Here is a 25,127-nt window from a genome sequence, read left to right on the forward strand (position 1 = left end):
AAGGAGGAACAAAGAATGACCGTTCGTGTCATTTTGGGCCGTATTGTGGGTAGGTCTCGGAGGCGCAACCCTCGGCCCGAGGAACTGGGCTCCGTAACCGCCGAGTTCGCGGTGGCCCTGCCCGCCGTGACCGCGGTGCTCGCCCTCTGCCTGGGGGCAGCCTCCACCGGCGTGGCCCAGGTAAAGCTGGAAGAATCGGCCCGAGCGGCGGCCCGCGCCGCCGCCCGGGGCGACTCGGAAGCTGAGATTCGTGCGGTCGTCGAACGCATCGACCCGGCGCAGAGCGTGCAGGTGAGCGCGGCGAACGGGGAGCCTGGTGAGGCCTCGCAGGTGCAGGTCGTGGTGACCCGCCCCGCTCCCGGCGTTATCGGCTCCGCGACGGGATGGACCCTGCGAGCCGAGGCTCACGCCCGACAGGAAGGAGGCATCAATGAACCGGAAGAACCGGGAGGGCACAGCGCCGACTCCGGCGACCCCGGCTAGGGCGGGCGACCCGGTATCCGCGGGGTCCCGGGAGGAGGGCAGCGGCACAGTTCTCGCGTTGGGCATCGTGGCCGTTCTGCTGATTATGACGGTGACTGTGGCCGGACTCATCGGGGCGGTTTCCGCCAACCGACGGGCCTCCTCCGCAGCCGATCTCAGCGCCCTGGCCGCGGCGGACGCCTACAGGGGTCTTGCCCCCGGAGACCCCTGCGAGGTGGCCAAGGAATGGGCCGTCAAGAACGGCGCCCGGCTGGAGGCGTGCATCTTCCCGGACCGACCCGAAACCGTGGAGGTGACGGTCGCAGTGCCGGTCAGCGGCCCGATGAGCGTGCTGGGCCCGGCGAGAGCGCGAGCCCGGGCGGGAGCCGCGCACCCGCTGGGGGAGCACGCCCCGGAAGTCCCCGAGGTTGAGGACCCTCCCGAGGAGATGCCCGCGGAGGAAGCGCCACCGACGGGCTGAGCTTCGGGAGTCTAGCCCTCGACTGCTTCTAGTCCCTGGCGACTATCCCGGGAGTCGCCCCCTCGACCGTATCGGTGCTTCCGTCGATGCTCTTCAGCATGGCCCTCAGCAGGGCCATCGCGCCGGCCTTGCTGAGGGGCTCGTTGCGGTTACCGCACTTGGGCGAGTGTACGCAGGAGGGACACCCCTGCTCGCATCCGCAGCTTTCGATGGCCTCGAGGGTGGCGCTCAGCCACCGCCGAACCGCGTTGAAGCCGCGCTCGCTGATGCCCGCACCGCCCGGCGCGGCATCGTAAACGAAGATCGTGGGCTGGCCGGTATCGACGTGGTAGAGCGTGGAGAGCCCGCCCAGATCCCAGCGGTCGCTGGTGGCGATGAGGGGCAGCAGGCCGATGGCGGCGTGCTCGGCAGCATGCAGGGTGCCGGGGCCGTCCTCTTCGGTCACTCCGGCCCCGAAGAGGTAGCTGGGCTCGAACGTGAACCAGACGGCTTCGGTGATGAGCACCTCCGGGGGCATGGGCATGGGCTCGTTACCCAGGTGCTCACCGCCGTAGACCGAGAAACGTTTGTAGCCGGTCACCTGGTTGGTGACTTGAACCTGGCCGCGGTGCATCGTGAGGACGGTGTCGGAACTTTCGGCGGGGCCTACGCTGCGGGCCTCCTCGAAGCGTACGCGCGCCCGCTCGGTGAGCACTCGCACCTCGGTGGTTTCGATGGCCCTCGTGTAGAAGTCGGGGTTGGCGCGGCTGAGCAGAATTACGCGCTCGTCCTCGCTGAGAGATTCGACCACGTAGAGCACGTTCTGGTGAATATATACCGCCCCGGGGTGCCCCTGGCTCATGGCGTGTGCGGCGTCCATGGTGCCGACGAGCGTACCCTCCTGCCCGTCAATGAGCTGGTAGGGGCCGCCACCGGTTCCGCGGATGTCGACCAGGTCGGCGGCAGATTCGGCGTGCGTCCAATACCAGCCGTCGGCGCGGCGGCGCAGGTACCCCTGCTGCACCAGGCGGTCCAGGAGCGCCTCGGTGTGCGGGCCGAAAAGGTTCAGCTCCTCAATGCGGATGGGGGCCTCCTGGGCGGCCGCACAGAGCTGAGGGGAGAGCACATAGGGGTTCGTCGGGTCGAAAACGGTGGCTTCAACATCCTGCCCAAAAATCGCCTCCGGGTGGTGCACCAGGTAGGTATCGAGCGGGTTGTCATCGGCGATGAGCACGGCGAGCGCGTCCTGGCCGCCGCGTCCGGCCCTGCCGATGCGCTGGGTAAAGGATGCGCGGGTGCCGGGCCAGCCGGCCACGATGACCGCGTCCAGTCCGGAAATGTCGATACCCAGCTCCAGCGCGGAGGTGCTGGCCAGGCCCAGCAGCTCGCCGTTGCGGAGCCTGCGTTCGAGCTCGCGGCGCTCTTCGGGGGTGTACCCTGCCCGGTACGCGGCGACGCGGTGGGCGAGGCCGGGCTCAACTTCGTCGAGGTAGCGTTGGGTCTTCTGTGAGAGGACCTCCACGCTGCGACGGGAGCCCGCAAAGACCAGCGAGCGGGTGCGCGATAGCACCAGGTCGGTGAGCATCTGCGCACCCTGCTCGATGGGGGAGAGGCGGCGCGGGGCGTTCTGTTCGGCTTCGGATTTGAGGGCCTCCTGCTGGGTGCTGCGGGCACCGGCGGCCAGGCGGTCGGTTGCTGCGGGCGGGAGTAGCTCGGGTTCCCAGAGCACCACGGCGGTCTCGCCGCGGGCGGCCGTGGATTCGGTGATGGCGGTGACCGCCCGCTGCGGCACGCCAATGAGCTTGGCGAAGGACTCGACCGGGTTGGAGCTGGTGGCCGAGGCGCCGTAGAACACGGGCACGCTGCGGTAAAGGGCGCAGACACGCCGTAGACGGCGCATCAGATTGGCGATGTGCGCGCCGAAGACCCCTCGATAGCTGTGGGCCTCGTCGAGCACCACGTAGCGCAGCCCGCGCAGGAAGGAGGCCCACTGCCGGTGGTTGCTCAGAATCGAGTAGTTGAGCATGTCCGGGGTGGTGAGGATGAAGTTGGCGTGCTCGCGAATCCAGCGGCGTTCGCCGGTGGGGGTGTCCCCGTCGTAGCTGGCCGGGTAAAGCCCGGGAAGATTGTAGGAGGTGAGGGCGGTGAGTTGGTCTGCGGAGAGTGCCTTCGCCGGAGAAATATAAAGAATGTTCGCTCTATTATTGAGGTTCTCAGTCCCGGAATAAGCGGAAGTTGAGCTCACCGGTTCGCCGCACGAAGCTCGGTAAACGGCGTCCAGCGTGGGCATCAGGTAGCTCAGGGTCTTGCCCGATGCCGTGCCCGTGGCAACGATAACGTGCCCGCCGCTACCTAGTCCCTCTGCGTGCGTGCGACCCGGCGCGGGCATCTGGCCGCCGGGCGAAGCTGCGGGGTGCCCACTCCGCCAGCCGTAGCGGGCGGCGCTCGCCTCCAGGGCGGCGTCAAGACCCGCGTGGGCCGCCTGCGCGGCGGCGACCTGGTGAGCGTATGGCTCCGAAATGCCGAGAGATTCGAAGGCCTCCACCACGCGCGGATGCATCCACTGCGGCCAGGGGGCGTGCTCCGCCTCGCGGGCCGGGATAGTGTGCACGTGAGTGATCTGCTCGGGTAGAGCGGAGGTGGGTGACAGCTCGGGGAGGAGGGCACTCAGAGCCTGCTGGGTGGTGCTCGGAAGGTCACCGAGACGGCGGGGCACGCCGGGTGCCGCCGGTGGGTCCGAACGATCTACGTTCGCGGCTTGGGGGTCTGCGGGGTGATGAGCTGCGTGCTGGGGCATGGCTTCAATTGTAGGTCTCGGCTCGCGCGCGAACTCCCTCGTTCGTTACGGGCCCATCCGTTTTCGGTTGGGGGCGTTCGGGGGTATCGGGCGTATTTCCGCGTCGAGGGCTCGCACGCATCAAGGATTCTGTATGTATTGGGGGCATCGCACGTTAAAATAGTTTCGTGGCTCAAAATAAGATTATTCTGTATTACCAGTTCGCCCCCATCGCCGACCCGCAGGCGGTCATGCTCTGGCAGCGTGCCCTCTGCGAGAAGCTCGGCCTGCGCGGGCGCATCCTCATTTCCAAGCACGGCATTAACGGCACCCTCGGCGGCGAGATTAACGCGGTCAAGGCGTACACCAAGGAAACCCGCAAGTACCCCGGCTTCAAGAACATGGAGTTCAAGTGGTCCGAGGGCGGTGCGGAAGACTTCCCCCGCCTGTCTGTAAAGGCTCGCGACGAGATTGTGGCCTTCGGTGCTCCCGACGAGCTGCAGGTGGATGAGAACGGCGTCGTTGGCGGCGGCGTGCACCTGAAGCCCGAAGAGGTCAACAAGCTCGTTGAAGAGCGCGGCGACGAGGTGGTCTTCTTCGATGGCCGTAACGCCTTCGAAGCGAAGATTGGCAAGTTCAAGAACGCCATCGTTCCCGACGTGCGCACCACCCACGACTTTATCCGCGAGATTGAGTCCGGCAAGTACGACGACCTCAAGGATAAGCCGGTCGTCACCTACTGCACCGGCGGCATCCGCTGCGAGATTCTCTCCGCCCTCATGAAGAACCGCGGCTTCAAGGAGATCTACCAGATCGACGGCGGCATCGTGCGCTACGGCGAGAAGTACGGCGACAAGGCCCTGTGGGAGGGTTCGCTCTACGTCTTCGACAAGCGCATGCACATGGAGTTCACCCCCGATACCGTCACCATCGGCAAGTGCGAACAGTGCGGCGCCCCCTCGAACAAGTTTGAGAACTGCTCCAACGAGGACTGCCGCGAGCTGGTTCTGCTCTGCCCCGAGTGCGCAGCTGATGACGCGAAGCGCCACTGCGTGCCCGAGTGCTCGGTGGACCGCGAAGTCGCCGAGGTGAAGGCCTAATGGCCTCCGCCAAGGAGAACGCGGTTCAGATTTCAGAACCCCGCGTTGAAGAACACCCGGGGATGGTCGTCGCCGGCGTTTCGCGGGTGTTCTCCCTGGATGAGGACTTCTCCCCGCTGTGGGATGAGCTGAACCAGAAGGCCTCCCCGGCAATGCTGGACGTTCTGAATGTGACCCAGTACCTGGGCGTGTGCACTCAGCCGAACCCGAAGGGGCAGGTCCGCTACACCGCGGGCTTCCTGGTTTCGGAACCTGCGAGCGCGGTAAAGCTTGGCCTGGGCGTGCTGGAGCTGCCTGCGAGCACCTACGCGGTGGTTGAGGTGACCGGTCCGATTTCGGAGTCCATTCCGGCTGGCTTTGCGAGCTTTGAGGAGGCGTTCTTCGCGAAGAATCCGCAGTACCGCCCGGTTGGTGGCCTGGAGGTTTACGGCCGCGGCGATATGCAGGCGGCTGATTACCGTATGGAGCTGTGGGTTCCGCTGGCGAAGCGTTCCTAATGTAGTTCGTCTCTGCCGTTATAACTGCAGTTTTAGTAGCTGAATAGAAGAGCCCGGTGGCGTGATGTGTTCGTGCCGCCGGGCTTTTTGCGCCCTTTTTTAGCTTGGGTGGGGGCTTTTATGTACCCCTAAAACAAAATACTTGACATGTAAAGTATTGGGGGGTTAGATTTAAAACATCAGCCCGGCACTACAAGAGAATCGGGCGCAACCCACAAAGGAAAAAACAATGAGCACCCCCACCAACCCTGGCACCCCGCAGCTCGACGAATCCATCCGCATCAGCCACCTCGAACCCATGCGCGGCGACGAGAAGAAGCTCGGCTTCCTCTCCTTCGGCCACTGGGCTGAGGTTCCCGGCTCCCGCGTTCCTAGTGCCGCAGAGTCCCTGCACCAGGCCATCGACCTGGCCGTAGGCGCCGAAGACATCGGACTGGACGGTGCATTCTTCCGCGTGCACCACTTTGACCAGCAGCAGGCAACCCCCTACCCGCTGCTCTCCGCCATTGCGGCGAAGACCGAGCGCATCGAGCTGGGCACCGGAGTGATTGACATGCGCTACGAAAACCCGCTCTACATGGCGGAACTCGCCGCCATGGCTGACCTCATTGCGGCGGGCCGACTGCAGCTCGGCGTCTCCCGCGGCTCGCCCGAATCCGTGATTCGCGGCTTTGAGAGCTTCGGCTACTACCCGGCAGAAGGCGAAAACGAGAGCGACATGGCGCGCCGCCACCTCGACATTTTCCTCAAGGCCATCGAGGGCGAGGGCATGGCGCCCAGCGCTCGCGTTCCCGGCAAGTACGCCCCCGTCCAGCCGCAGTCGCCGGGCCTGCGTGGCCGCATCTGGTGGGGCGCGGGTACCGATAGCACCGCCGTGTGGACCGCGCAGAAGGGCCTGAACCTCATGTCCTCGACCCTGATGCTGGAAGATAAGGGTATTCCCTTCGACCAGCAGCAGGCTCAGCAGATTCGCCTCTTCCGCTCCGAGTGGGTGAAGGCGGGTAACTCGGGTGTTCCGCGTGTTTCGGTCTCCCGCTCGGTGCTGCCCGTGATTGATGAGACCTCGGCACGCTACTTCGGTCGCCGCGCCGCGGAGGATTCACAGGATTACACCGGCATTATCGACAACAGCTTCTCTCGCTTTGGTCGCAGCTACATTGGCGACCCGGCGGATATTGCCGAAGAGCTCGCCCGTGACGAGGCGGTCCAGGCGGCGGACACCGTGCTGCTGACTGTCCCGAACCAGCTGGGTGTGGACTTCAACCTGAAGATGCTTGACGCAATCGTGAAGGAGATCAAGCCCGCGCTGACCACCAAGTAAAGGTCCTGAGGTGAAGACCCCGCAGAACCTTCTGCGCTAGCAGGGTTTCGCGCCAGCGTGCCGCCGTCGCTTCCGTGATGGGCGGTGGTCGCTGATGAGCGCGAACTCTGCCGCCTCCCGAGGGCAAGGGCGCGGAGCGCGTGCGGCAGCCCGCACAAGTGGACAATTGGTCAGTTATCACTGTATAGTCATCGTATGCTGACTATTGCTTCACACCTCGACGTTATGAACCGGCTCGGCCGCGCCATGGCCGACCCGACACGTTCCCGGATTCTGATGACCCTCCTCGGCGGCCCGAGCTATCCAGCCGTGCTCTCGCGCGAGCTGGAGCTGACCCGCTCGAACGTGTCCAACCACCTGACCTGCCTGCGCGATTGCGGAATCGTCGTCGCCGAGCCCGAGGGCCGCCAGACGCGCTACGAGATCGCCGACCCGCACCTCGCCACGGCACTGACGTCCCTGATCAACGTCACGCTCGCGGTGGACGAGGCCGCGCCGTGCATCGACCCGGCATGCTCGGTGTCGGGCTGCTGTGGAACGGCGGCGGGAGCATGAGCGAGACCCTGACCACCGTGCGCCGCGCGATGCTGCACCGGCGCGTCCGCTTCATCGTCGGCTTCACGATCACGTACAACGTAATCGAGGCAATCGTCGCAGTCTGGGCAGGCGTCCTCGCCTCGTCCGCGGCGCTCATTGGCTTCGGGCTCGACTCGGTTGTCGAGGTACTCTCGGCCGCGGCCGTCACCTGGCAGTTCACCCGCAAGGACCCTGAGCGGTGGGAAACGGTCACCGTCAAGGCCATCGGCATCGCGTTCTTCGCGCTGGCGGCCTACGTCTCGATTGACGCGGTGCTGGCCCTGGTCGGCCAGGAGGGCCCCGACCGCAGCCCGCTGGGTCTCGGTATCACCGCGCTGAGCCTGGTCGTCATGCCTCTGCTGGCGTGGATTGAGGTCCGCACCGGGCGGGAGCTGGGCTCCAAGAGCGTGATGGCCGACGCCAAGCAGCTCATCCTGTGCATCTACCTCTCCGGTGCAGTGTTCATCGGCCTCGTCCTCGACAGCCTGTTCGGCTGGTGGTGGGCTGACTCGGTCGCGGCGCTGGTCGTGGCGGTGCTCGCGGTGCGCGAAGGCCTGGAGGCCTGGCGCGGCGACGTCGAGTCGCCGTTCGAAGTGCTAGAGGACCTCGAAGACGACTGACCCGTCACCCGACGATGAAGAGCCAGTGCTTGCAACCCAGACATGCGCTACGAAAACCCGCTCTACATGGCTGAACTTGCCGCCATGGCCGATCTCATTGCGGCGGGTCGACTGCAGCTGGGCGTGGACTTCAACCTGAAGATGCTTGAGACAATCGTGAAGGAAATTAAGCCCGCGCTGACCACCAAGTAAAGGCCCTGAGGTGAAGGTCCTGGGGTAAAGGTCCTGGGGTAAAGACCCCGTGCCAAGCTGTTTCCAGCGCTCTGTAACGCGCTGAGATGTTTGTTCCCATACAGCTTGAGCCACACATACAGCGATGCCCCGGCAGGCACCCGCAAGGGTTCTGCCGGGGCATTACTATGCTCACGTTCTTAGAAATCCTTCTGTCTAAAAGTCTTTCGTCTTTTCCCAGGGCTCAATAGCGCCCGGAACCACCTCAAAGAGCGGATGCGCACACGCCGCCAGCTCGCCGCGTGCCGCCAGTCGCTCGCTCAACCGATGCTCCCACTCGGGGTCACGCCCGGCCACCTTGTGCTGCAGAAAGGCGAGCTCGTACTCCAGCTGACCCAAAGGAACGGGAATATGCGCGACCGAAGTGTACGGGTTTCCTGCCTTGTCGGCGCAGTTTTTGCCTGCGCTTTTTTCGCCAGTGTTGTTTTTGTCTGCAGTATTTTCGCTGGCACCTTCTTTGCCCGCACCAATCAGTGCGCGGTTGAACGAGTAGCCGCGGGCATCCGCCTCATCCGCCAGCCCGGACAGGTAGGCGGCAACCGCCTCCAGCGGCTGCGGATGCGCGCGAAAACGAATCAGCTGCGGATGGTTCGTGTACCCGCGAGTCAGACCCCGCAGAACCTTCTGCGCCAGCAGGGTTTCACGCCAGCAGGCGACCAGGGCACGGCGGTCAAGCAAGGAGGGGTGCAGGGACCAAATGCGCACGCCTAGCCCTGTGCTTCTGCCGCATATACCTCAGCGGCATTTTCACCAGCCGATGCTGCGCCCGCGTGCTCGTCGCTAAAGTGCAGGAAGCTCTTGAGCACCAGTTCGCGCACCGCGTGCAACAGGGTGTCGCGCGGATGTTGCTCCTGCGTACCGCGCGCCGCGGCGGCAGCCTCATCGTATTCGGGCCAGGAGAGCAGCATCGCCAGGGCCGCCACGATCTGACCCACGGCAAGCTCGCCATCGCTCGCGGAAGTGAAACCCGCCGTCTCGGTGGAGAGCAGCTGGGTGCGGCACAGACCCGATCCGGCACGCAGCAGAATAACGCTCGGGTGCTCGGCGCCGGGTCGGCCGTGGCGTTCCTCGGTGACGTCCTCGGCGACCTCCAGGTGCGCGGCGAGGAGCGCCTCGTCGTCCATGGCGGCCATGCGGTCGTAGCGGCGCACAGACTCGGTGAGGGCGCGGGCGATGGGCTGCTGAATCGGGTAGGTAATCTCCTCAAAACGCAGCAGGGGTGCGGCCAGGCCGGCGGTGGTGTCCTCGGTCGGGCGGCGCAGCCAAATCATGCCAAAACCAATAGAATGAACGTTCCGGGATTCGAAGTCGTTTAGATACGCCAGGTAGGTCTGCTCGTAGTGGCTGCGGTCGCGGTTCTCGCTCGCGTCCTTCAACCAGGTCTCTGCGTAGGACTCGGGGCTCAGCGTCTCGCGCTGAATAATCCAGGCCTCGGCGTCGGCATCTTCAACCCAGGCGCGCACGCGCTCGTCCCAGGAACGCGGCTGCGAGGGGTCCTCGGAATCGCGAATAATCTCCCAGTTGCCCAGCATCTGCGCGCGGCCGCCGGGCACCAGAACCGAGGGCAGGCGGCGCACCATCGTGCTGACAATCTCGTCGCCGGGCAGGCCGCCGTCGCGGTAGGTGAACTGCTCCTCGGCGCTCTCACCGGCCACGCGCGGGGTAATCACGAACGGCGGGTTCGACACCACCAGGTCGAAGCGTTCACCGGCCACCGGGTCCAGCAGGGAACCCTCACGCAGGCTCACGCGATCCTGCGGGTTCTGCGGGTCGATATCAAGGGCGGGAGCGTTCAGCAGCAGGTTAAAACGGGTGAACGCCAGGGCACGCTCCGAAATGTCGGTGGCGGTCACGTGCTCGGCGTGGGCGAGCAGGTGGAAGGTCTGAATACCGCAGCCGGTACCCACATCCAGGGCACGCTTGACGGGGGTGCGCTCGGTAATCTGCGCCAGAGTCAGGGAGGCGTGACCAATGCCGAGCACGTGATCCTTACGGAGCACGCCGGGGCGCTGATGCGCGCCCAGGTCGGCGGCAACAAAGATTTCGGTGCCGTCATCGGCGGCGTGCGGGCGCAAATCAACGCTCGCGGACCAGCGGGTAGAATCCGCAGCATCGCGCTCAATCAGCGCGGCATTCTCGAAATCAACCAGGGCATCGCCGAAAACCTCGGCTGCCTCAGCCTCAGTGAGCGGGCGAGCCAGCAGGAAAAACGCCAGCAGACGCGCCAGGTTCTTCTCACCCGCACTGTAATCGCCGCGCAGAATATGCTCCACACGCCACAGACCCGGAACCACCTGGTCGCGAGCCATCGCCTCAGCCGCCTCAACACCGAGCAGCTCCTGCACAGCGTCATAGCTGTAGTTCAACGCCAGCAGGCGTTCACGGATGCGGGTCAGGCGGGCGTAATCATCGCTGCGGGGAGCATCCGCAACGGCGGCGTACTCGGGAGCGAAAGAGACGGCAGAAATAGTCATGCACACCATTCTACGCACCCGCCGCATCTGCCCGGGCGCGCCCACCGCGTACAGGCGGCAACGCAATGACACAGCCCCGACCCACCCACTGACCAAAACCGTCATCTGCGCAAGAGCGCCCACCCCATCGCATACACTGAAACCATGAGTAACCTGTACCCCGATGAAAGTATCAGCGTCGACAAGTGCTGGGAGCGTCTGCACGCAAACACTCTCGGCCGCCTCATCCTCACTGACGGACAGCACGTCGATGTGCTGCCCGTGCTCTACGCCGTCGCCAGCCAAGACGACAAGCAGGAAATCTACATCCGCACCACCCGCGGCAATAAGTTCTCCTCCGTGGTGGTCAGCCGCCGCGTCGCCTTCGAAATCGACGAAACCCTCGAGGACGGCATCCGCTCGGTCATCGTGGTCGGCGTCGCCCACTGGCTCCCGCCCGAGATGACCCCGCAGATTGTGCGCACCTTCGACCTGCCCGACTCCGACACGCACGAAATGCAGTGGGTGCGCATCGCGCCGCAGACCGTGTACGGCCGCGAATACCCGCTACTGCCCGCATACCTGGACGGCACCCACCCCGACTCTGATACCCTCACCAGCTAGCGGTTAGCGTCCACACCCCGGAAAACGCGGCCCCGCAGGATCCCCGGTGAGCACGTCAACGGGTGCCCCGTGCACCAATCAGTCCACCGGTACCGTATGATGGAGCGAGTACCCTGCGACCACCGCGTCTCAGCGCACACACGGTGCGGGGCGCAACCTCGACCCCCGCTCCGGGAGTCCAACACACTAATCGCTCAACGAAACACCTCACCCATCGTATTGAACCACCCCGACCGCCCGGACCGGGCGTTCGTGTGGGTTATGGTTGAATACGTAGCGACAACACATAGATAGAGGAGTGCCGTGCCCGCTCAGGCCAAGAATGGAAAAGCCCTGCTAATCGTGGAGTCCCCCTCCAAGGTCAAGACCATTAGCGGCTACCTCGGCGAGGACTACCTGGTCGACTCGTCCATGGGTCATATCCGTGACCTTCCGCAGCCCTCCGAGCTGCCCGAAAACCTCAAGAAGGGCCCCTACGGCAAGTTCGCGGTCGACGTTGAAGACGGCTTCGAACCCTACTATGTGGTCAACCCCGACAAGAAGAAGAAAGTTACCGAGCTCAAGCGCAAGCTCAAAGAGGTCGACGCGCTCTACCTGGCAACCGATGGTGACCGCGAGGGTGAGGCCATCGCGTGGCACCTGAAGGAAGTCCTCAAGCCCAAGGTGCCCGTCTACCGCATGACCTTCCCCGAAATCACCCGGGAAGCCATTCAGCGTGCCTTCGGCGAACTGCGCGACATCGACCTGCACCTGGTCGATGCGCAGGAGACCCGCCGCATCCTCGACCGTATCTACGGTTACGAAATCTCCCCCGTACTCTGGCGCAAGGTCGGCCGCGGCCTCTCTGCAGGCCGCGTGCAGTCCGTCGCGACCCGCCTCGTGGTCGAGCGCGAACGCGAACGCATGGCCTTCGTCGCCGCCAACTACTGGGACCTGACCGGCCGCTTCCTGAACGCGGCCTCCGAGGGCTTCGACGCGAAGCTCGTCGCCGTGGACGGCAACCGCATCGCCACCGGCAAGGACTTCGCTGACGACGGCACCCTCAGCTCCTCCAAGGTCACCCACCTGAACGAGGAGGCGGCCCGCGCGCTCGCCGCCGCCCTGCAGTCAGCGGCGTTCTCGGTGCGTTCGGTCGAGACCAAGCCGTACAAGCGCCGCCCGGCAGCGCCGTTCACGACCTCCACCCTGCAGCAGGAAGCCGCGCGTAAGCTGCGCTTCTCCTCTCGCGTGACCATGCAGGTTGCGCAGCGCCTGTACGAGAACGGTTACATCACCTACATGCGTACCGACTCGGTTGCGCTGAGCGATCAGGCCGTCAAGGCCGCACGCCGCCAGGCCTCCGAGCTGTACGGCGCCGAGTTCGTGCCCTCCGCACCGCGCGTGTACACCTCCAAGAGCAAGAACGCGCAGGAAGCCCACGAGGCAATTCGTCCCGCGGGTGACACCTTCCGCACCCCGGACGCCGTGCGCGGCTCTCTGTCCAACGACGAGTTCCGCCTCTACGAGCTGATCTGGAAGCGTACCGTCGCCTCCCAGATGGCCGACGCGACCGGTTCCACCGCCTCCGTGCGCCTGGGCGCCGTGGCCTCCAATGGTCAGGACGCCGAGTTCGCCGCATCCGGCACCGTCATCACCTTCCGCGGTTTCCTCGCCGCCTACGAGGAGGGCGTTGACGCGTCCCGCGTGGCCGAGCGTGAGGCGAAGGATGCTGAGAAGCGCCTGCCGAACCTGACCACCGGCGAGGCTCTGACCGCAGAGGCGATTGAGCCCGCCGGTCACGAGACCCTGCCGCCCCCGCGCTACACCGAGGCCTCCCTCGTGAAGACCCTGGACGAGCTGGGCATTGGCCGCCCGTCCACCTATGCGGCGGTTATTTCGACCATCATGGACCGCGGATACGTGAACGTTCGTTCTGGTTCGCTGATTCCGTCCTGGACCGCGTTCTCGGTGGTGCGCCTGCTCGAATCGAGCTTTGGCCCCTACGTGAACTACGAGTTCACCGCGCAGATGGAAGAAGACCTCGACCGCATCGCGCGCGGCGAGGAGTCCCGCGTCGAGTGGCTGGACGAGTTCTACTTCGGCGGCGACTCCAAGCGCGGCCTGAAGCCCATCGTCGACAATCTCGGCGAGATTGACGCCCGCAGCATCAACTCCATCCCGATTGCGGACGGCATTGTGCTGCGCGTGGGCAAGTTCGGCCCCTACCTGGAGGCCGAGGGCACCCTCGACACCGAGACCGGCGAGCTGACCGAGCCGGTCCGCGCGAACGTGCCGGCCGACCTGGCACCGGACGAGCTGACCGAGGCGAAGGCCCGCGAACTGCTCGAGCAGGGCAAGTCCGACGGCCGCGTGCTCGGCACGGACCCCGCCACCGGCCGCCAGATTGTGGCTCGCGACGGCCGCTTCGGCCCGTACGTCACCGAGGTGATCGAGGAGATGACCGAGGAGCAGATTCAGGCCTACCTGGACGCGCAGCCGACCGAGTACTACAAGAACGGCAAGCCCAAGCCGAAGAAGAAGCCGAAGCCCGAGAAGCCGCGCACCGCCTCCCTGTTCAAGTCCATGGACCTGGCGACCGTGACCCTCGAGCAGGCGCTGCAGCTGCTGAGCCTGCCGCGCGTGCTCGGTACCGACGCTGAGGGCGTGGAGATTACCGTGCAGAACGGCCGATTCGGCCCGTACCTGAAGAAGGGCACGGACTCCCGCTCGATTGGCAGCGAGGACGAGATCTTCACGATTACGCTGGAGCAGGCACTGGAGATTTACTCCCAGCCGAAGCAGCGCGGTCGTGCGGCGGCTAAGCCTCCGCTGGCTGAACTGGGTGTGGACCCGGTCAGCGAGAAGAAGATCGTGGTGAAGGACGGCCGCTTTGGTCCGTACATCACCGACGGTATTACGAACATTACGGTTCCGCGTGCGGAGTCGGTCGAGTCGCTGACCCACGAGCGTGCGGTGCAGCTGCTGGCTGACAAGCGTGCGAAGGGCCCGGTCAAGCGTAAGACCGCAGCGAAGAAGACCACTACTGCGAAGAAAACTACGGCTAAGAAGACGACCGCAAAGTCTACTACCGCGAAGAAGACGACCACTCGTAAGACCGCGGCGAAGAAGACCGCTGAGTAATCTGCCGAGTAGCCGAGCGTAGTTCGAGCTGAACTGAAGGCGCAGGATGTGCCCCCTGAACCCCATAGCGGTATGGGGCGCCTCCTGCGCCTTTGGCGTGCCCGGGAGAGTACATGCCCGGCGCGCTTTGGGCCTGCGCTGTGTTTTTAGGCTTGTGCTGTGCTGATGCTGGGCATCTGCCCGGATTGTTTGCGGAGTGACCCGCGCCTCTGACAGACTGGGAGAGGCGCCGCACCTGCGGTACCACACACAGACAATATCCCGCCGCGGGGCGGGGGAGGGGAGCGCATCGTGCGCCTGGGAGTTCTGGATGTCGGGTCGAATACGGTCCACCTGCTGCTGATTGACGGTAGCCCTGGAGCGCGCCCCGAACCGTACGCGTCGCACAAGATTCCGCTGCAGCTCGTGCAGTACCTCGACGCCGAGGGCAATATCTCGCAGGAGGGCGCGGACGCGCTGACCCGCTTCGTGACCAGCGCCCGCGACTTCGCGATTGAGAATAAGGCAGAGGACCTGCTGGCGTTCTCCACGAGCGCTATCCGCGAGGCGGGTAACGGCTCGGCGGTGCTGCATCAGGTGCGTGAGCAGGCCGGCGTGAGCCTGAACGGTATTTCGGGTGACCAGGAGGCGGCGATTACGTACTTTGCGGTGCGCCGCTGGCAGGGCTGGGGTGCGGGCCGCATCCTTGATTTTGATATTGGTGGTGGTTCTTTCGAGTTTTCGATTGGTACGAACGCCATGCCCGATGCGGCGATGAGCGTGCCGCTGGGTGCGGGCCGCCTGACCCGTGAGTTTTTTGATGTGCAGCCGCCGAAGCCGAAGCAGGTGAAGCGTCTGCGTAAGTATGTGCGTGAGCAGATTGCCCCGGTCGCGGAGAACCTGCTGCAGTATGGCACGCCGGATATGACGGTGGGTACGTCGAAGACGTTCCGTTCGCTGGCGCGTATTTGTGGTGCGGCGCCGTATTCGGCGGGCCCGCATGTGAAGCGTGAGATGCATCTGCAGGATTTGCGCCTGTGGACTCGTCGCATGGAGGCGATGACGGTGTCTGAGCGTAGCGATTTGCCGGGTGTTTCGAAGGCTCGTGCGGAGCAGATGCTGGCGGGCGCTATCGCTGCGGAGGCGGCGATGGAGGCGTTCGGGGTTGAGACGATGCGCGTGTGCCCGTGGGCGCTGCGTGAGGGCCTGATCTTGAAGCGTATTGAGCACCTGGCGGAGGGCACGGGTACTCCGGTCAACCCGAAGACCCTCCTGGGTGTGTAACCGGTGCGCGATGTGCGCGAATAGCCGCAACTGAACCCCGCAGGCTGGTGCGTAATGGGCACCGGCCTGCGGGGTCACCGCATTTCTTGTGTATATAACCCGCCGACAAAGATGTAGGAAAGGAACAATCACCGATGAAAATTCAAGAAGTTATTGACGAGGTCAACAACACCTGGGGCGAAGAACACGAAGAAAAACGAAAAAAGATGCTTAGGAATAACGTATTTCTGATGCCGGGATTACTAATCATCCTTATCTCGCTTGCTTATCTTTCTCCGTTAGTAATAATGGGAGAAACGTTTATTTTTTCATCTAATAGAACTTTTGATTTACCTTATGGGATAATTTCTGCATATTTTAATATCCCATATTATTTATTTGATCTTCGTGTGGGCGTTATTGTATCCATTGCAAGTATTCTTTTAAGCCTATATGTAAGTGTTGGGAAGTATGCAGATGGAGCTGAAGGTGTATACGCTGAAGCTCGGCGAGCCGCATATCGACAGTTTGTGAAAATTGTGGGATTTATTATCTTTGTAGCATTTTTAATCAGCTTTTGGCATGGTCTTCTTGCAGGATATCTCAAAGGTGAATCATTTGCCCCAGAATGGTTCTTTCTACCCAGAGAGTGCCCTGATTGGGGTAGGCTAATAGTGCCAGCTGATATGGACTTATCGAGATACGGTGAAATGCCTTTATGGATTCTTGTATTCTTTGCATGGTTTACTATTTCTTCTGCCTTAATGCTGACATACAGCGAGAAAGATATTTTGATTCATAATGTGTCTAAGATTCGCAAATATAACCAAGGCGTAGTTCATGCTAATCGCTCCGTCTTAAAAGCTTACTTTTTGGCTGAAGAATCTTTTAACTATCCAGAGAAAGACCGCTTCACAAAAAATCTTAAGGGTAAGTTTATTGGTAATTCTCAGAGAAGAAATCCCATCCTCCCATCGCGGTATTCATACCCTGGGTTCAGATTTAAAACTAGTCTCAGCAAATTTCTTTGGAACACGTTCATCATTAAAAGGGTTTATGGGCTGCTGTTCATCTTGTGTATCTCAGGGTTTGTTTCGTCAATTTTATCTTTTCAGTATATTAGGGTTGATTGGAATTTCTACCTGATATTTATAATTTTTGTCTGGGAATCAATATTCTTGTTTATTGATGTTAATTATGTATATAAAGGGATATATAAGTCCAGGATGAAATACCTTTCGGGACAAGAAAAAGCTCGTGAGCGGGTCGATTTCTACGGATCTAGTGGTTTAAATGTGTGGGTACTAAGAATAATCCTGATTGGTCCGGTGGTTTCTGTCTTTGGGTATCTTTTGTGGAAGGCTTTCACCGTAGACCCGCAATACCATGTTTGGAGAAATGAAGTTATTACTATAGTTTTGATTGATTCTGTGCTTATATTTTTTCTATACATCTTTTTCTTTAAGATTAAGCGTATTCTGCAGATGTCTATCGAGTATGAAATTCGAGCATGTATGCTGCAAGAGTTTAAGGAATCTATCTGTAATTCAGGTGGTGAACCGAGTGAGGAGCCAAATTATTTACTTATTCCTTATTTTTATTATTTGATGTTAGACGTTAAAAAAATTTACTCTGATTATAAAACTGAACATGGAGATAAATTATTTAATGAAGGGAGTAGTTCATATTTAGACAATTGACTTTTATCTATTGAGAGGTGAATATTGAGAATTTATATTTATTGGGAAGTTTATAGCATGGATAATCTGTTGAAGTATATATAGTTTTCTTTAGGTGAAATTTTTGGATAAATTCAGAGAGAGGAAAATTTCTCTGTGATAAACGGGAAGCAAAGACGTAGGAAAGGAACAATCACTGATGATAAATAAACTACTGTTAGCGCAGGTGCTGGCTGAGGGATTCAGCGGGGATTATCTCTGGCATTGGACCCACGACCATGATCTTGTCAAAGTGCTGATTTCCGCCGTCGCACCAATTGCAACGGCAGTTATCGCCGCTTTGAGTCTTATACTGACTGCTCGCAGGGAGACTAAGCAGATGGAACTCTCCAAACAAGGGATGCCACCTGAGTTAACTCGTTATAAGACTTGGCTCGAAGTGTCAGAGAAATATAAAGAGCTTGTCAAGTTTGGAAATGTAGATGCGCTTTCTGTAGCTTCTGAAGAATATAGGGAGATTGAAGCATCTCGAAAAGCTGCTCTTGAACGAGCCGTGTGGGAGCGAAAAGTTCTTAGTGTCTGTTCGGATACAAATGCTCAGCAAAAGATACTTAATCTTCCTGAGCGGTTTATTGTTGGCAAGTATCTGAGTCTCCCCGGATATTTCCCTAAATTTCAATCAGCACGTAGTGTGGTAGTGGAGTTCATTCTACAGGGAATATTTTTCCTTCAGCTCTTGTCTAGTGTTTTTGTGCCTGTATATCGCGATGTGAATTCTATTTTTAATCTATCGACTATTATTGAAGTTATATTTGCTTTGTTTTTAATTGGTTTATTGGTCTATATCCCTAGCTCTCTTCGAAATTACGTTTGCTCTGAGAATCTTGCTGAGTATTCGTATCTTAAGGTTCTCCAGGGTTATCTGTCCAAGAAGGAGCTTAAAAACCTTCTAGTGATGGTAAATACCTATGGTAGAAATGCTGGAAGAGTGAGAGTTTCAATATGGGACAGAGATTATAGTGAGTATGTATGCCTCCCTGCTCATTGGAATATTAAATATGTCTCATTGTTGTTAAAGTCTTTGATAGCTGCTTCTCCGTATTGGGTGTTGTGTTTATTTTCTAGAATTATTCATGGAGAATGGGGCTATTACGGGAAATATAAGCCAGAGATATTTGGGGTTGACGAGAAGGAGGATTTGAAACAGGAGGTTATATAAGAAGTTTTAAAACTGTTTTTAGTATCGAAGAGAAAATAAGGTTATCAAGATAGTTTCCTTATCGGGGGGGGTGCGGGAGTGTCTTTAAATCGTGCAGAATTTCGACCATGGTTTAGCGTCTTCTGTCATGGTTTGTAACTACGACCAAAGACGCTAACCTATGGCACAAATCCGTAACCCATAACCGAATCCCCCTTTGCACCAGGTAGATGGGCGGGATCCGGTTATGGTTTAGGTTTTTGATGATGGGTAGTGACTTTGGGCTGGGGTTTTAACCATCGCTAAAGACGTTAAGTCATGACTGAAATTGCTATGTCATTACCGAATTTCCGCCCCCGCCGAATTAGCCCATACGAAACAGGGCGGCCCCGGACGCACACACACATCCGGGACTGATCCCTCGTTTCTTAGGGGGATTTTATTGCCAGTTTGATACAATCACAGAGGGTGTAATTAGCAGAAAGAAGGGGCGGAGCATATTTAATGCATGGCAGAATTTTTCACAATAAAACTTAGCGGCGTTACAAGAGAAATAATTTTACGAGAGACTATTGGAGGCATCGATGGCTTTTCTGGGCTACAACAAAGACGAAAAGTTAGAATTTAACTATAAGAAGGCCTGCGGACTATGGCTAATTGTGGTAGCGGCAGTTATCGCAATAGCCACCATGACCGGAGGAAAACAAATAATAAATATGCAAGTATTCAGCATTGGGTACGTCGTCAGCTTTTTCTCAATCAACATGAATAAAAAGGTGCTGAATAGACTAGCCGATGGCCCTTCGAGCGAATTTCAAAAGAAAGTATCTTCACGTGCCGTTATTCTATTATTTGTCTTAATGGTTTTGCTGGGCGGCCCATTCTTCGCAACTGAAAATTGGAGATTGATTTGGTTGGGAGCACTGATGGCAACCGCGCTGCATTTCTTCCCGTACTATTTTGTGCATGGAAAGTCAATGATATACCTGAGTCTCGCCTGTGCCATTAATGTTTTTGCGGGATATATTTTTACCGACATTCCGTTAGGGGTCATTGCATATATTGACGCGGCAATTAAGATCGTATTCGGAATTTATCTACTATTCCTTTCAAAGCCGTCAAAGCAAATGTAAGGCAATTCTTCGGCACGGTAAAACAGGGCGGCCCCGGACGCACACGCATCCGGGGCCGCCCCCTTACTTCTGAAAGCTACTTCTTAGCGCCGAATACTCGCATCCACGCCCAGCGGGTCAATACGGCAGTACCCACCGCAACCGCCATCGGCAGCCACGCACTCGCACCCTGACCCGTAAAACCAATCAGCAGAGTCAGCGCAGACAGCGGCGCATTCATCGAAATACCCAAAAACGCCGCCGTGCCCGTCAGCGCAGCCGCATACAGCACCATCGACGCACCACCCGGCACCCCATCCAAGCCGGGGAATGCCCACAGCACCAGCGCCGCCACACAAAATGCGGCCGCCGCACCCAACGCCAAACCTGGCGTTAGCGTGCCACCGTACGAACCCGAACGCAGGCTCAACAGCACCACGGCAGCCTTCGCCACGCACAGAGCCGCCACATACCAGGCTGCGGCCGCGGTCAGACCGCCCGCCGCCGCATCCAACGACACATTAAAGGTGTGCTGAGTCAGCAGACGACCATTACCCAGAATCTCCGGAAGCCACAGCGAAACCACCGCGACCAGCACAAACGCCACCGGAATACGCCACAACAGAGAACGGTCCTTCGCCTTAATCTTCTTCGCACGCTGCGACAGCGCCCTAAAACCCAGAGCCAGCGGAGTCAACACCACACCCGTCAACGCCGCCACCGTCAGCGTCGTCGCATCCAACGGAAGCTGCGGCACCGGGTACGTCGGCGCATTCGAAATCACCAGATTCGCCGTTGCCGTAGCCGTCCACACCGTCACCGCACCCACATACAGCGACCGCAAGCTCAGACCCGCGGCCATCGCCTCCACAAGGTACACCAATCCGCCAATCGGCACCTGATACACAGCCGCCAGGCCGGATGCCGCACCCGCCGCCACCAGCAGGCGACGCTCGCGATCGCCCAGCAGCGCGGCACCATCAGCGCCCACAAAACCAAGACGCTCCAGCAGATTCGAGGTACGGCCAGCCGCCAAAGCGCCCAGCTCACGCGGCGCGACCTCCTTACCCACAGGAGAGCCCACACCCACCGCAACAATCTGAATCACCGAATGGGAAATCTGCCGCCACAGCGAAGGCTTAAGGTCCTCCTCGGTAGCGCCCGCAATCTGCGCCTTCACGCTCACCACGCGCCGACCACCCGACTGCAGGTAATACCAAACCAGCGCCACGAACGGGCCCAACGCCGCGAGCACCAGCGCACGGCGCGCCGGGTCGGCACCGTCGGTCACCATCGGGTGGTGGCCCTCAGAATGGCCGAACGCGAGCTCCTGCATAAAGTCCAGCACATAGTGCAGGGCAATCGCGCCCAAGCCGCTGAGCACGCCCGTGACCAGCGCAGCGAGGGTCAGCCCCAGCAGGAGGCGAAACGAAAAAGAACGGGAACCCGCAGAATTCTGCGGGCTATTCGAGGAAGAATTCGAGGAAGAACCAGTATGAGAAGACATAGAAAAAAGGGGTTTGCGTGTTGCGTGCTGTGTGGTTTGAAGGCTTCATGCCCGGCACAAACTGCCGCGGGTGGAGCTGTTTTCATTCTACGCCCGCAGAATTACGCCCTCCCCGGCATGCCAGAACGTGAGAAGCGGAGCCCCGCGCATTGGGTCGTGGAGCATGAGGTGAAGCCGCCGCCCAGAAAACGCGGAAGAAACACGAGCCAGGTCACATGCCCGTAGCCGCACCCGCTATGCTGGAAGGGTACGCCTCCACGCGCCCGCCGCGCACAGAACAGTAGCCCCGGAACACACCGGCGGCACCCGGCGCAGGCACCACATACGGAAGGATCAACGATGACCGCAACTATTGCTTTTCTCGGCACCGGCTCCATGAACGGCTCCATCGCCGCGGGCCTGCTCGCTGCAGGCCACGACCCCGCACACATCCGCGCTACCGTGCGTAGCGAAGAATCCCGCGCCGCCCTCGCCCAGCGCCTCGGCGACAAGGTAGAAATCATCACCACCGGCGGCGAAGCCGACGGCAACCACAAGGCAACCGCCCACGCAGACGTCGTGCTGCTCGGCGTGAAGCCCTACGGCATTGTCGAGCTCGCCCGCGATATCGCACCCGCACTCGCACCGAACGCTGTTGTGGTGTCCGTTGCTGCTGGCGTGACCCTCGAAACCCTCGCTGCTTGCCTTCCCGCAGGTCAGCCCATTGTTCGCTGTATGCCGAACACCCCCTCCTCCGTGGGCAAGGGCGTGCTTGCCATCTCCACCACCGACAGTGTGAAGGACGAACAGAAGAAGCTCGTCGAAGAGGTCCTGGGCACCGTCGGCCTGGTCGTTGAGGTCCGCGAAGATCAGATGGATGCGGTCACCGCCGTCTCCGGTTCCGGCCCGGCATACGCGTTCCTGCTTGCGGAGGCGATGGCAGCCGCCGGCGAGAAGCTCGGCCTGGACGCAGACACCGCCCTCAAGCTGGCCAGCGCAACCGTTGCCGGCGCGGGCTACCTGCTCGACGCCAACCCGGATGCGCCCGCCCTGCGCCGCGCCGTGACCAGCCCGAACGGCACCACCGAGCGTGCACTGAACACCTTCGTGGACGGTGGCCTCTTCCAGCTGACCGAACAGGCGATGCGCGCCTGCGCGGAACGTTCGGCAGAAATGAGCCAGCTGTACACCGCTGACGAGGACTAACCTGCGGGAACTACCCAGCGGGGACTAATACCGTTCGGTAGCGCCGCCCGCACTGGGTAAAACTACTGGGGCAAAACTATGAAAACAGCCTCTTCCCGGAACTACGGGAAGAGGCTGTTTTCTATTCACGTTGTGTTCAAACGCGGGCCGCTCAAAACCGGTGAAGTCGGAAAAATAACTGCCATGGTGCGGGGAAAACTAACCCGCCGCGCCCTCGCGTTCCCGCTCCAACACCGCGCTCTAACAGCGCTCTTAGGGCCGCGCCGCAAAGCGCTCAATCAGGTCCACCTGACCGGACACAATCAGAATATCGCGCGAGTGAATACGAGTCGTGGCGTCCGCGTAGGTGAAGTCCTCGCCGGGGGACTTGATACCGACCACGGACACGCCGTACTTGGCGCGAATATCCGACTCGGCCAGCGTAAAGCCGTGGGTCTCCTTCGGCGGGCGCATCTTCGCGATGGCGAAGTCGTCGTCAAACTCGATGTAGTCCAGCAGACGGCCCGAGACCAGGTGCGCGGCGCGGCGGCCGGCGTCCGCCTCCGGGTAGACCACGTGGTGCGCGCCGATGCGCTCCAGAATCTTGCCGTGCGCGGGGGTGATGGCCTTCGCCCAGATGCGTTCCACGCCCAGGTCCACGAGGTTTGCGGTAATGAGCACGGACGCCTCAATCGAGGTGCCCACACCCACCACGGCGGACCCGAAATCATCTGCACCCAACTGGTGCAGGGTGTCGATATCGGTCGCGTCTGCAGAGACCACGTGGGTCAGCACGCCCGACCACTTCTGCACCAGCTCGGGGTCCTTCTCAATCGCGAGGACCTCCTTGTTCTGCACGCGCAGCTGGGCGGCCACCGCGGAACCGAAGCGGCCCAGGCCAATCACGAGGACGGGATCGTTATGTGCACTAGCCAATGGTGGGCCTTTCTTCGGGGAACTTGTAGAGGCGGCGGCGTGAACGTAGCGCCAGGCCGGTCGCGGCGGTTGTTGTACCCACACGGCCGATGAGCATCAGCACGCTGAGAACGTAGATGCCCGACGGCGGCAGGTTGGAGGAGAGGCCGTCTGAGAGGCCGCAGGTCGCGAAGGCAGAGATGACCTCGAAGATTACTTCCTTGAGGTCCGCGCCGCTAATAATCAGAATTGCCGCTGAGCCAACACCCACCACGGTAGCACCCATAACAATCACGGAGATAGCAATGCGCAGGGAGGACTCGGGGATGGTGCGGTTGAACGCGACGACCTTCTGATCGCCTCGCGCTTCGGCAAGAATCGACAGGGCAATGACCGCGATGGTGGTGACCTTCACGCCGCCCGCGGTGGAGCCGGAGCCGCCGCCAATGAACATGAGCATATCCGTCAGGAGCGTGGAGACGGGGGCGATACTGCTCATATCGACCAGGTTAAAACCGCCCGAACGCATCATCACGGAGGCGAATATCGCGTTGAGAACCTTCTCTCCGGGGGAGTAGCCGCCGATGGTGGCGGGGTTATTCCACTCGAAAAGACCCCAGAAGAACGCGCCAAAGACGAAAAAGAACAGGGTCGTGACGACGGTCAGCTTAGCCGTGAGCGACCAGTGCCGGGGGCGGAAAGGATTGCGCTGAATCGCAATGAAAACGGGGAAACCGAGCGACCCCAGGAACACGGCAATACAGATGGGTACGAGTAGGAAAAGATCGTGGCCGTAGGGCACAATGCCGTCGGAGTGTGGGGTGAAACCGGCATTGTTGAAGGCCGAGACAGAGTAGAAAATGCTGTGCCAGATGGCTTGAAAGGGGTCTTCACCCAGGGTCAGGAAACGCGGAATCAGCACGAGCGCAATGATCGCCTCAATGGAGAAGGAAGCATAGGAAACGCTCTTGACGATGCCGCCGACCTCGCCGAGACGGCTGATGTTCAGGTCTTCCTGCGCGATGAGCTTGGTGCGCAGGCCCATCTTGCGGCCGATGGCTAGTGCCAGCAGAGAGGTGATGGTCAGAGTACCCAGACCGCCCACCTGGCAGGCCACCAAAATCATGGCCTGTCCGAAGGTTGACCACTGCTCGGCGGTGGAGACGGTGGTCAGACCCGTAACGGTTACCGCGCTGGTAGAGGTAAAGAAGGCATGGTGGAAGGGGGCCGGCTGCCCATCGTTGGAAGAGATGGGCAGTAGCAGGGCAAGCGTGAAGAAGATGATGACCAGAAGGAACGCGCCGATTGCGGTACGCGAGGGCGAGGATAGAACGGTTGCGTCAATGAAATCGCGGAAGCGTTCAAGGGTATACCGGTTGAACCCGAGAGGGCCCTTCGGCTGACGGCGGGTACCGGAGTGCTCGTGACGGTCGCGTAACGCGGGCAACCTGTCCAATTTGAGACCCGGGACGCTCGCGAGGACGCTCAGGCCTTCAAGCTCTTCGATGCGCTCGCGGTAGCTCTCGTGATGCTCGCCGGGGCGGTACTTATGCTGAATACCGCTGAGGGAGCTCCAGCGGGGGTTGAGAAGATTCTGCGAGCCGTTGCGACCGCGATAAGGGCGTCGAGGACGGCGCCGGGGGTGACGGAATATGTTTCCCATGCGCCTCCTTCATGAGCTCGTGGACGGGGTGCGCGATGCGGGTGCGAGGATAGAGAAAAGCACAAAATGGTGCCTTCCTAGTGTATCGCGCCGGGCGTTCAGAACCGAGGCGATGGACAGGAGCGAAGGCACACGACGCGGGAACCTTCGTGCGGGGCCGATGGTTCTTCTGCGGGCTTGCCTTCGCACTTTTGGGAATTCGAAGGCTATTGAGCCTCGGAACCTCCAGAAATCCACGGGAAACACTATATTCTCTTATAAGAATATTCTGTCTAAAAATTGCCGTGATAACCGTGTATGCCCAATTTCTAATGCTCTGAAACGTTTGGTGGCTATCAAAAGAGCATGTGCCGTGGATCTGGTCGAGATTTCTAGAGAAGACGAGCCGAAACGAACGTGCGAGAGGT

Annotated in this window: 20 protein-coding genes and 1 pseudogene; 15 read left to right on the forward strand and 6 right to left on the reverse strand. The window is 60.3% G+C overall.

Annotated features, from left to right (window positions below; all coding sequences use genetic code 11):
* Positions 1 to 15 precede the first annotated feature (15 nt).
* Both AC3E6W_RS01620 and AC3E6W_RS01625 read left to right on the forward strand, forming a co-directional pair.
* Positions 16 to 483, forward strand: coding sequence for a TadE family type IV pilus minor pilin (locus AC3E6W_RS01620; protein WP_294646660.1), 468 nt, complete (start codon positions 16 to 18; stop codon positions 481 to 483).
* Positions 431 to 943, forward strand: coding sequence for an Rv3654c family TadE-like protein (locus AC3E6W_RS01625; RefSeq protein ID WP_490652180.1), 513 nt, complete (start codon positions 431 to 433; stop codon positions 941 to 943). Before AC3E6W_RS01620 ends, AC3E6W_RS01625 begins: the two co-directional genes overlap by 53 nt.
* Before the next feature lie 28 nt (positions 944 to 971).
* Here AC3E6W_RS01625 and AC3E6W_RS01630 read toward each other — a convergent pair whose 3' ends face one another.
* Complete coding sequence (locus AC3E6W_RS01630) at positions 972 to 3,719, reverse strand: DEAD/DEAH box helicase (protein WP_490652181.1); 2,748 nt, start codon at positions 3,717 to 3,719, stop codon at positions 972 to 974.
* 167 nt (positions 3,720 to 3,886) lie between these two features.
* On the opposite strand from AC3E6W_RS01630, the gene trhO reads away from it, so the two are divergent.
* From trhO to AC3E6W_RS01660, 6 genes and pseudogenes are all read left to right on the forward strand, one after another.
* On the forward strand, positions 3,887 to 4,798 hold the full coding sequence (gene trhO, locus AC3E6W_RS01635) for an oxygen-dependent tRNA uridine(34) hydroxylase TrhO (protein WP_490652182.1): 912 nt from the start codon (positions 3,887 to 3,889) through the stop codon (positions 4,796 to 4,798).
* A complete protein-coding gene (locus AC3E6W_RS01640; protein WP_485080344.1) occupies positions 4,798 to 5,295 on the forward strand; it encodes a GyrI-like domain-containing protein in 498 nt (165 codons plus the stop codon). The genes trhO and AC3E6W_RS01640 overlap by 1 nt, the downstream gene beginning before the upstream one ends.
* Before the next feature lie 229 nt (positions 5,296 to 5,524).
* Positions 5,525 to 6,616, forward strand: coding sequence for an LLM class flavin-dependent oxidoreductase (locus AC3E6W_RS01645; protein ID WP_490652183.1), 1,092 nt, complete (start codon positions 5,525 to 5,527; stop codon positions 6,614 to 6,616).
* A 195-nt stretch (positions 6,617 to 6,811) separates the two neighbouring features.
* On the forward strand, positions 6,812 to 7,171 hold the full coding sequence (cmtR, locus tag AC3E6W_RS01650) for a Cd(II)/Pb(II)-sensing metalloregulatory transcriptional regulator CmtR (RefSeq protein ID WP_490652184.1): 360 nt from the start codon (positions 6,812 to 6,814) through the stop codon (positions 7,169 to 7,171).
* A complete protein-coding gene (locus AC3E6W_RS01655; protein WP_490652185.1) occupies positions 7,168 to 7,812 on the forward strand; it encodes a cation diffusion facilitator family transporter in 645 nt (214 codons plus the stop codon). The genes cmtR and AC3E6W_RS01655 overlap by 4 nt, the downstream gene beginning before the upstream one ends.
* A gap of 39 nt (positions 7,813 to 7,851) precedes the next feature.
* Positions 7,852 to 7,938, forward strand: a pseudogene (locus tag AC3E6W_RS01660) (luciferase); the annotation flags it as partial.
* 261 nt (positions 7,939 to 8,199) lie between these two features.
* On the opposite strand, the gene AC3E6W_RS01665 reads toward AC3E6W_RS01660, so the two are convergent.
* Positions 8,200 to 8,748 carry a pyrimidine dimer DNA glycosylase/endonuclease V gene (locus AC3E6W_RS01665; protein WP_490652186.1) on the reverse strand — a complete coding sequence of 183 codons (549 nt, stop codon included), beginning with the start codon at positions 8,746 to 8,748 and terminating at the stop codon, positions 8,200 to 8,202.
* A gap of 2 nt (positions 8,749 to 8,750) precedes the next feature.
* The gene (locus AC3E6W_RS01670) at positions 8,751 to 10,517 is read right to left on the reverse strand and encodes a DUF7059 domain-containing protein (RefSeq protein WP_490652187.1); all 1,767 of its coding nucleotides are present in this window, start codon (positions 10,515 to 10,517) and stop codon (positions 8,751 to 8,753) included.
* Positions 10,518 to 10,661: 144 nt separating this feature from the next.
* On the opposite strand from AC3E6W_RS01670, the gene AC3E6W_RS01675 reads away from it, so the two are divergent.
* The 6 genes from AC3E6W_RS01675 to AC3E6W_RS01700 all read left to right on the forward strand — a co-directional run bounded on the left by AC3E6W_RS01675 (position 10,662) and on the right by AC3E6W_RS01700 (position 19,492).
* Complete coding sequence (locus AC3E6W_RS01675; RefSeq protein ID WP_070598931.1) at positions 10,662 to 11,120, forward strand: pyridoxamine 5'-phosphate oxidase family protein; 459 nt, start codon at positions 10,662 to 10,664, stop codon at positions 11,118 to 11,120.
* A 303-nt stretch (positions 11,121 to 11,423) separates the two neighbouring features.
* A complete protein-coding gene (topA, locus tag AC3E6W_RS01680) occupies positions 11,424 to 14,240 on the forward strand; it encodes a type I DNA topoisomerase (protein WP_490652188.1) in 2,817 nt (938 codons plus the stop codon).
* 291 nt (positions 14,241 to 14,531) lie between these two features.
* A complete protein-coding gene (locus AC3E6W_RS01685) occupies positions 14,532 to 15,503 on the forward strand; it encodes a Ppx/GppA family phosphatase (RefSeq protein ID WP_490652189.1) in 972 nt (323 codons plus the stop codon).
* A 134-nt stretch (positions 15,504 to 15,637) separates the two neighbouring features.
* The gene (locus AC3E6W_RS01690; protein WP_490652190.1) at positions 15,638 to 17,182 is read left to right on the forward strand and encodes a hypothetical protein; all 1,545 of its coding nucleotides are present in this window, start codon (positions 15,638 to 15,640) and stop codon (positions 17,180 to 17,182) included.
* A 178-nt stretch (positions 17,183 to 17,360) separates the two neighbouring features.
* Positions 17,361 to 18,380, forward strand: a complete 1,020-nt coding sequence (locus AC3E6W_RS01695; RefSeq protein WP_490652191.1) for a hypothetical protein — start codon at positions 17,361 to 17,363, stop codon at positions 18,378 to 18,380.
* Positions 18,381 to 18,943: 563 nt separating this feature from the next.
* On the forward strand, positions 18,944 to 19,492 hold the full coding sequence (locus tag AC3E6W_RS01700) for a DUF6609 family protein (RefSeq protein ID WP_490652192.1): 549 nt from the start codon (positions 18,944 to 18,946) through the stop codon (positions 19,490 to 19,492).
* A 76-nt stretch (positions 19,493 to 19,568) separates the two neighbouring features.
* Here the strand turns inward: AC3E6W_RS01700 and AC3E6W_RS01705 are convergent, their stop codons facing one another.
* Complete coding sequence (locus AC3E6W_RS01705; RefSeq protein WP_490652193.1) at positions 19,569 to 20,978, reverse strand: chloride channel protein; 1,410 nt, start codon at positions 20,976 to 20,978, stop codon at positions 19,569 to 19,571.
* Between the two features lie 339 nt (positions 20,979 to 21,317).
* On the opposite strand from AC3E6W_RS01705, the gene proC reads away from it, so the two are divergent.
* Positions 21,318 to 22,163, forward strand: a complete 846-nt coding sequence (proC, locus tag AC3E6W_RS01710; protein ID WP_049346889.1) for a pyrroline-5-carboxylate reductase — start codon at positions 21,318 to 21,320, stop codon at positions 22,161 to 22,163.
* A gap of 252 nt (positions 22,164 to 22,415) precedes the next feature.
* Here the strand turns inward: proC and AC3E6W_RS01715 are convergent, their stop codons facing one another.
* Positions 22,416 to 23,078: a potassium channel family protein gene (locus AC3E6W_RS01715; RefSeq protein WP_049331713.1), complete on the reverse strand. Its 663-nt coding sequence runs from the start codon at positions 23,076 to 23,078 to the stop codon at positions 22,416 to 22,418.
* Positions 23,071 to 24,720 (reverse strand): TrkH family potassium uptake protein, encoded by a 1,650-nt coding sequence (locus AC3E6W_RS01720; RefSeq protein ID WP_490652194.1) that lies wholly within the window; start codon positions 24,718 to 24,720, stop codon positions 23,071 to 23,073. Before AC3E6W_RS01720 ends, AC3E6W_RS01715 begins: the two co-directional genes overlap by 8 nt.
* Positions 24,721 to 25,127: the final 407 nt, after the last annotated feature.

The sequence above is a fragment of the Rothia sp. SCPM-O-B-18226 (M350) genome (assembly GCF_058213595.1).

Excerpts from the sequence above, each read along its gene's own strand:
- AC3E6W_RS01620 (WP_294646660.1), top strand. The coding sequence starts at position 16 with ATGACCGTTCGTGTCATTTTGGGCCGTATTGTGGGTAGGTCTCGGAGG.
- AC3E6W_RS01625 (WP_490652180.1), top strand. The coding sequence starts at position 431 with ATGAACCGGAAGAACCGGGAGGGCACAGCGCCGACTCCGGCGACCCCG.
- AC3E6W_RS01630 (WP_490652181.1), bottom strand. The coding sequence starts at position 3,719 with ATGCCCCAGCACGCAGCTCATCACCCCGCAGACCCCCAAGCCGCGAAC.
- AC3E6W_RS01640 (WP_485080344.1), top strand. The coding sequence starts at position 4,798 with ATGGCCTCCGCCAAGGAGAACGCGGTTCAGATTTCAGAACCCCGCGTT.
- AC3E6W_RS01645 (WP_490652183.1), top strand. The coding sequence starts at position 5,525 with ATGAGCACCCCCACCAACCCTGGCACCCCGCAGCTCGACGAATCCATC.
- cmtR (WP_490652184.1), top strand. The coding sequence starts at position 6,812 with ATGCTGACTATTGCTTCACACCTCGACGTTATGAACCGGCTCGGCCGC.
- AC3E6W_RS01655 (WP_490652185.1), top strand. The coding sequence starts at position 7,168 with ATGAGCGAGACCCTGACCACCGTGCGCCGCGCGATGCTGCACCGGCGC.
- AC3E6W_RS01670 (WP_490652187.1), bottom strand. The coding sequence starts at position 10,517 with ATGACTATTTCTGCCGTCTCTTTCGCTCCCGAGTACGCCGCCGTTGCG.
- AC3E6W_RS01675 (WP_070598931.1), top strand. The coding sequence starts at position 10,662 with ATGAGTAACCTGTACCCCGATGAAAGTATCAGCGTCGACAAGTGCTGG.
- AC3E6W_RS01690 (WP_490652190.1), top strand. The coding sequence starts at position 15,638 with ATGAAAATTCAAGAAGTTATTGACGAGGTCAACAACACCTGGGGCGAA.
- AC3E6W_RS01695 (WP_490652191.1), top strand. The coding sequence starts at position 17,361 with ATGATAAATAAACTACTGTTAGCGCAGGTGCTGGCTGAGGGATTCAGC.
- AC3E6W_RS01700 (WP_490652192.1), top strand. The coding sequence starts at position 18,944 with ATGGCTTTTCTGGGCTACAACAAAGACGAAAAGTTAGAATTTAACTAT.
- AC3E6W_RS01705 (WP_490652193.1), bottom strand. The coding sequence starts at position 20,978 with ATGTCTTCTCATACTGGTTCTTCCTCGAATTCTTCCTCGAATAGCCCG.
- proC (WP_049346889.1), top strand. The coding sequence starts at position 21,318 with ATGACCGCAACTATTGCTTTTCTCGGCACCGGCTCCATGAACGGCTCC.
- AC3E6W_RS01720 (WP_490652194.1), bottom strand. The coding sequence starts at position 24,720 with ATGGGAAACATATTCCGTCACCCCCGGCGCCGTCCTCGACGCCCTTAT.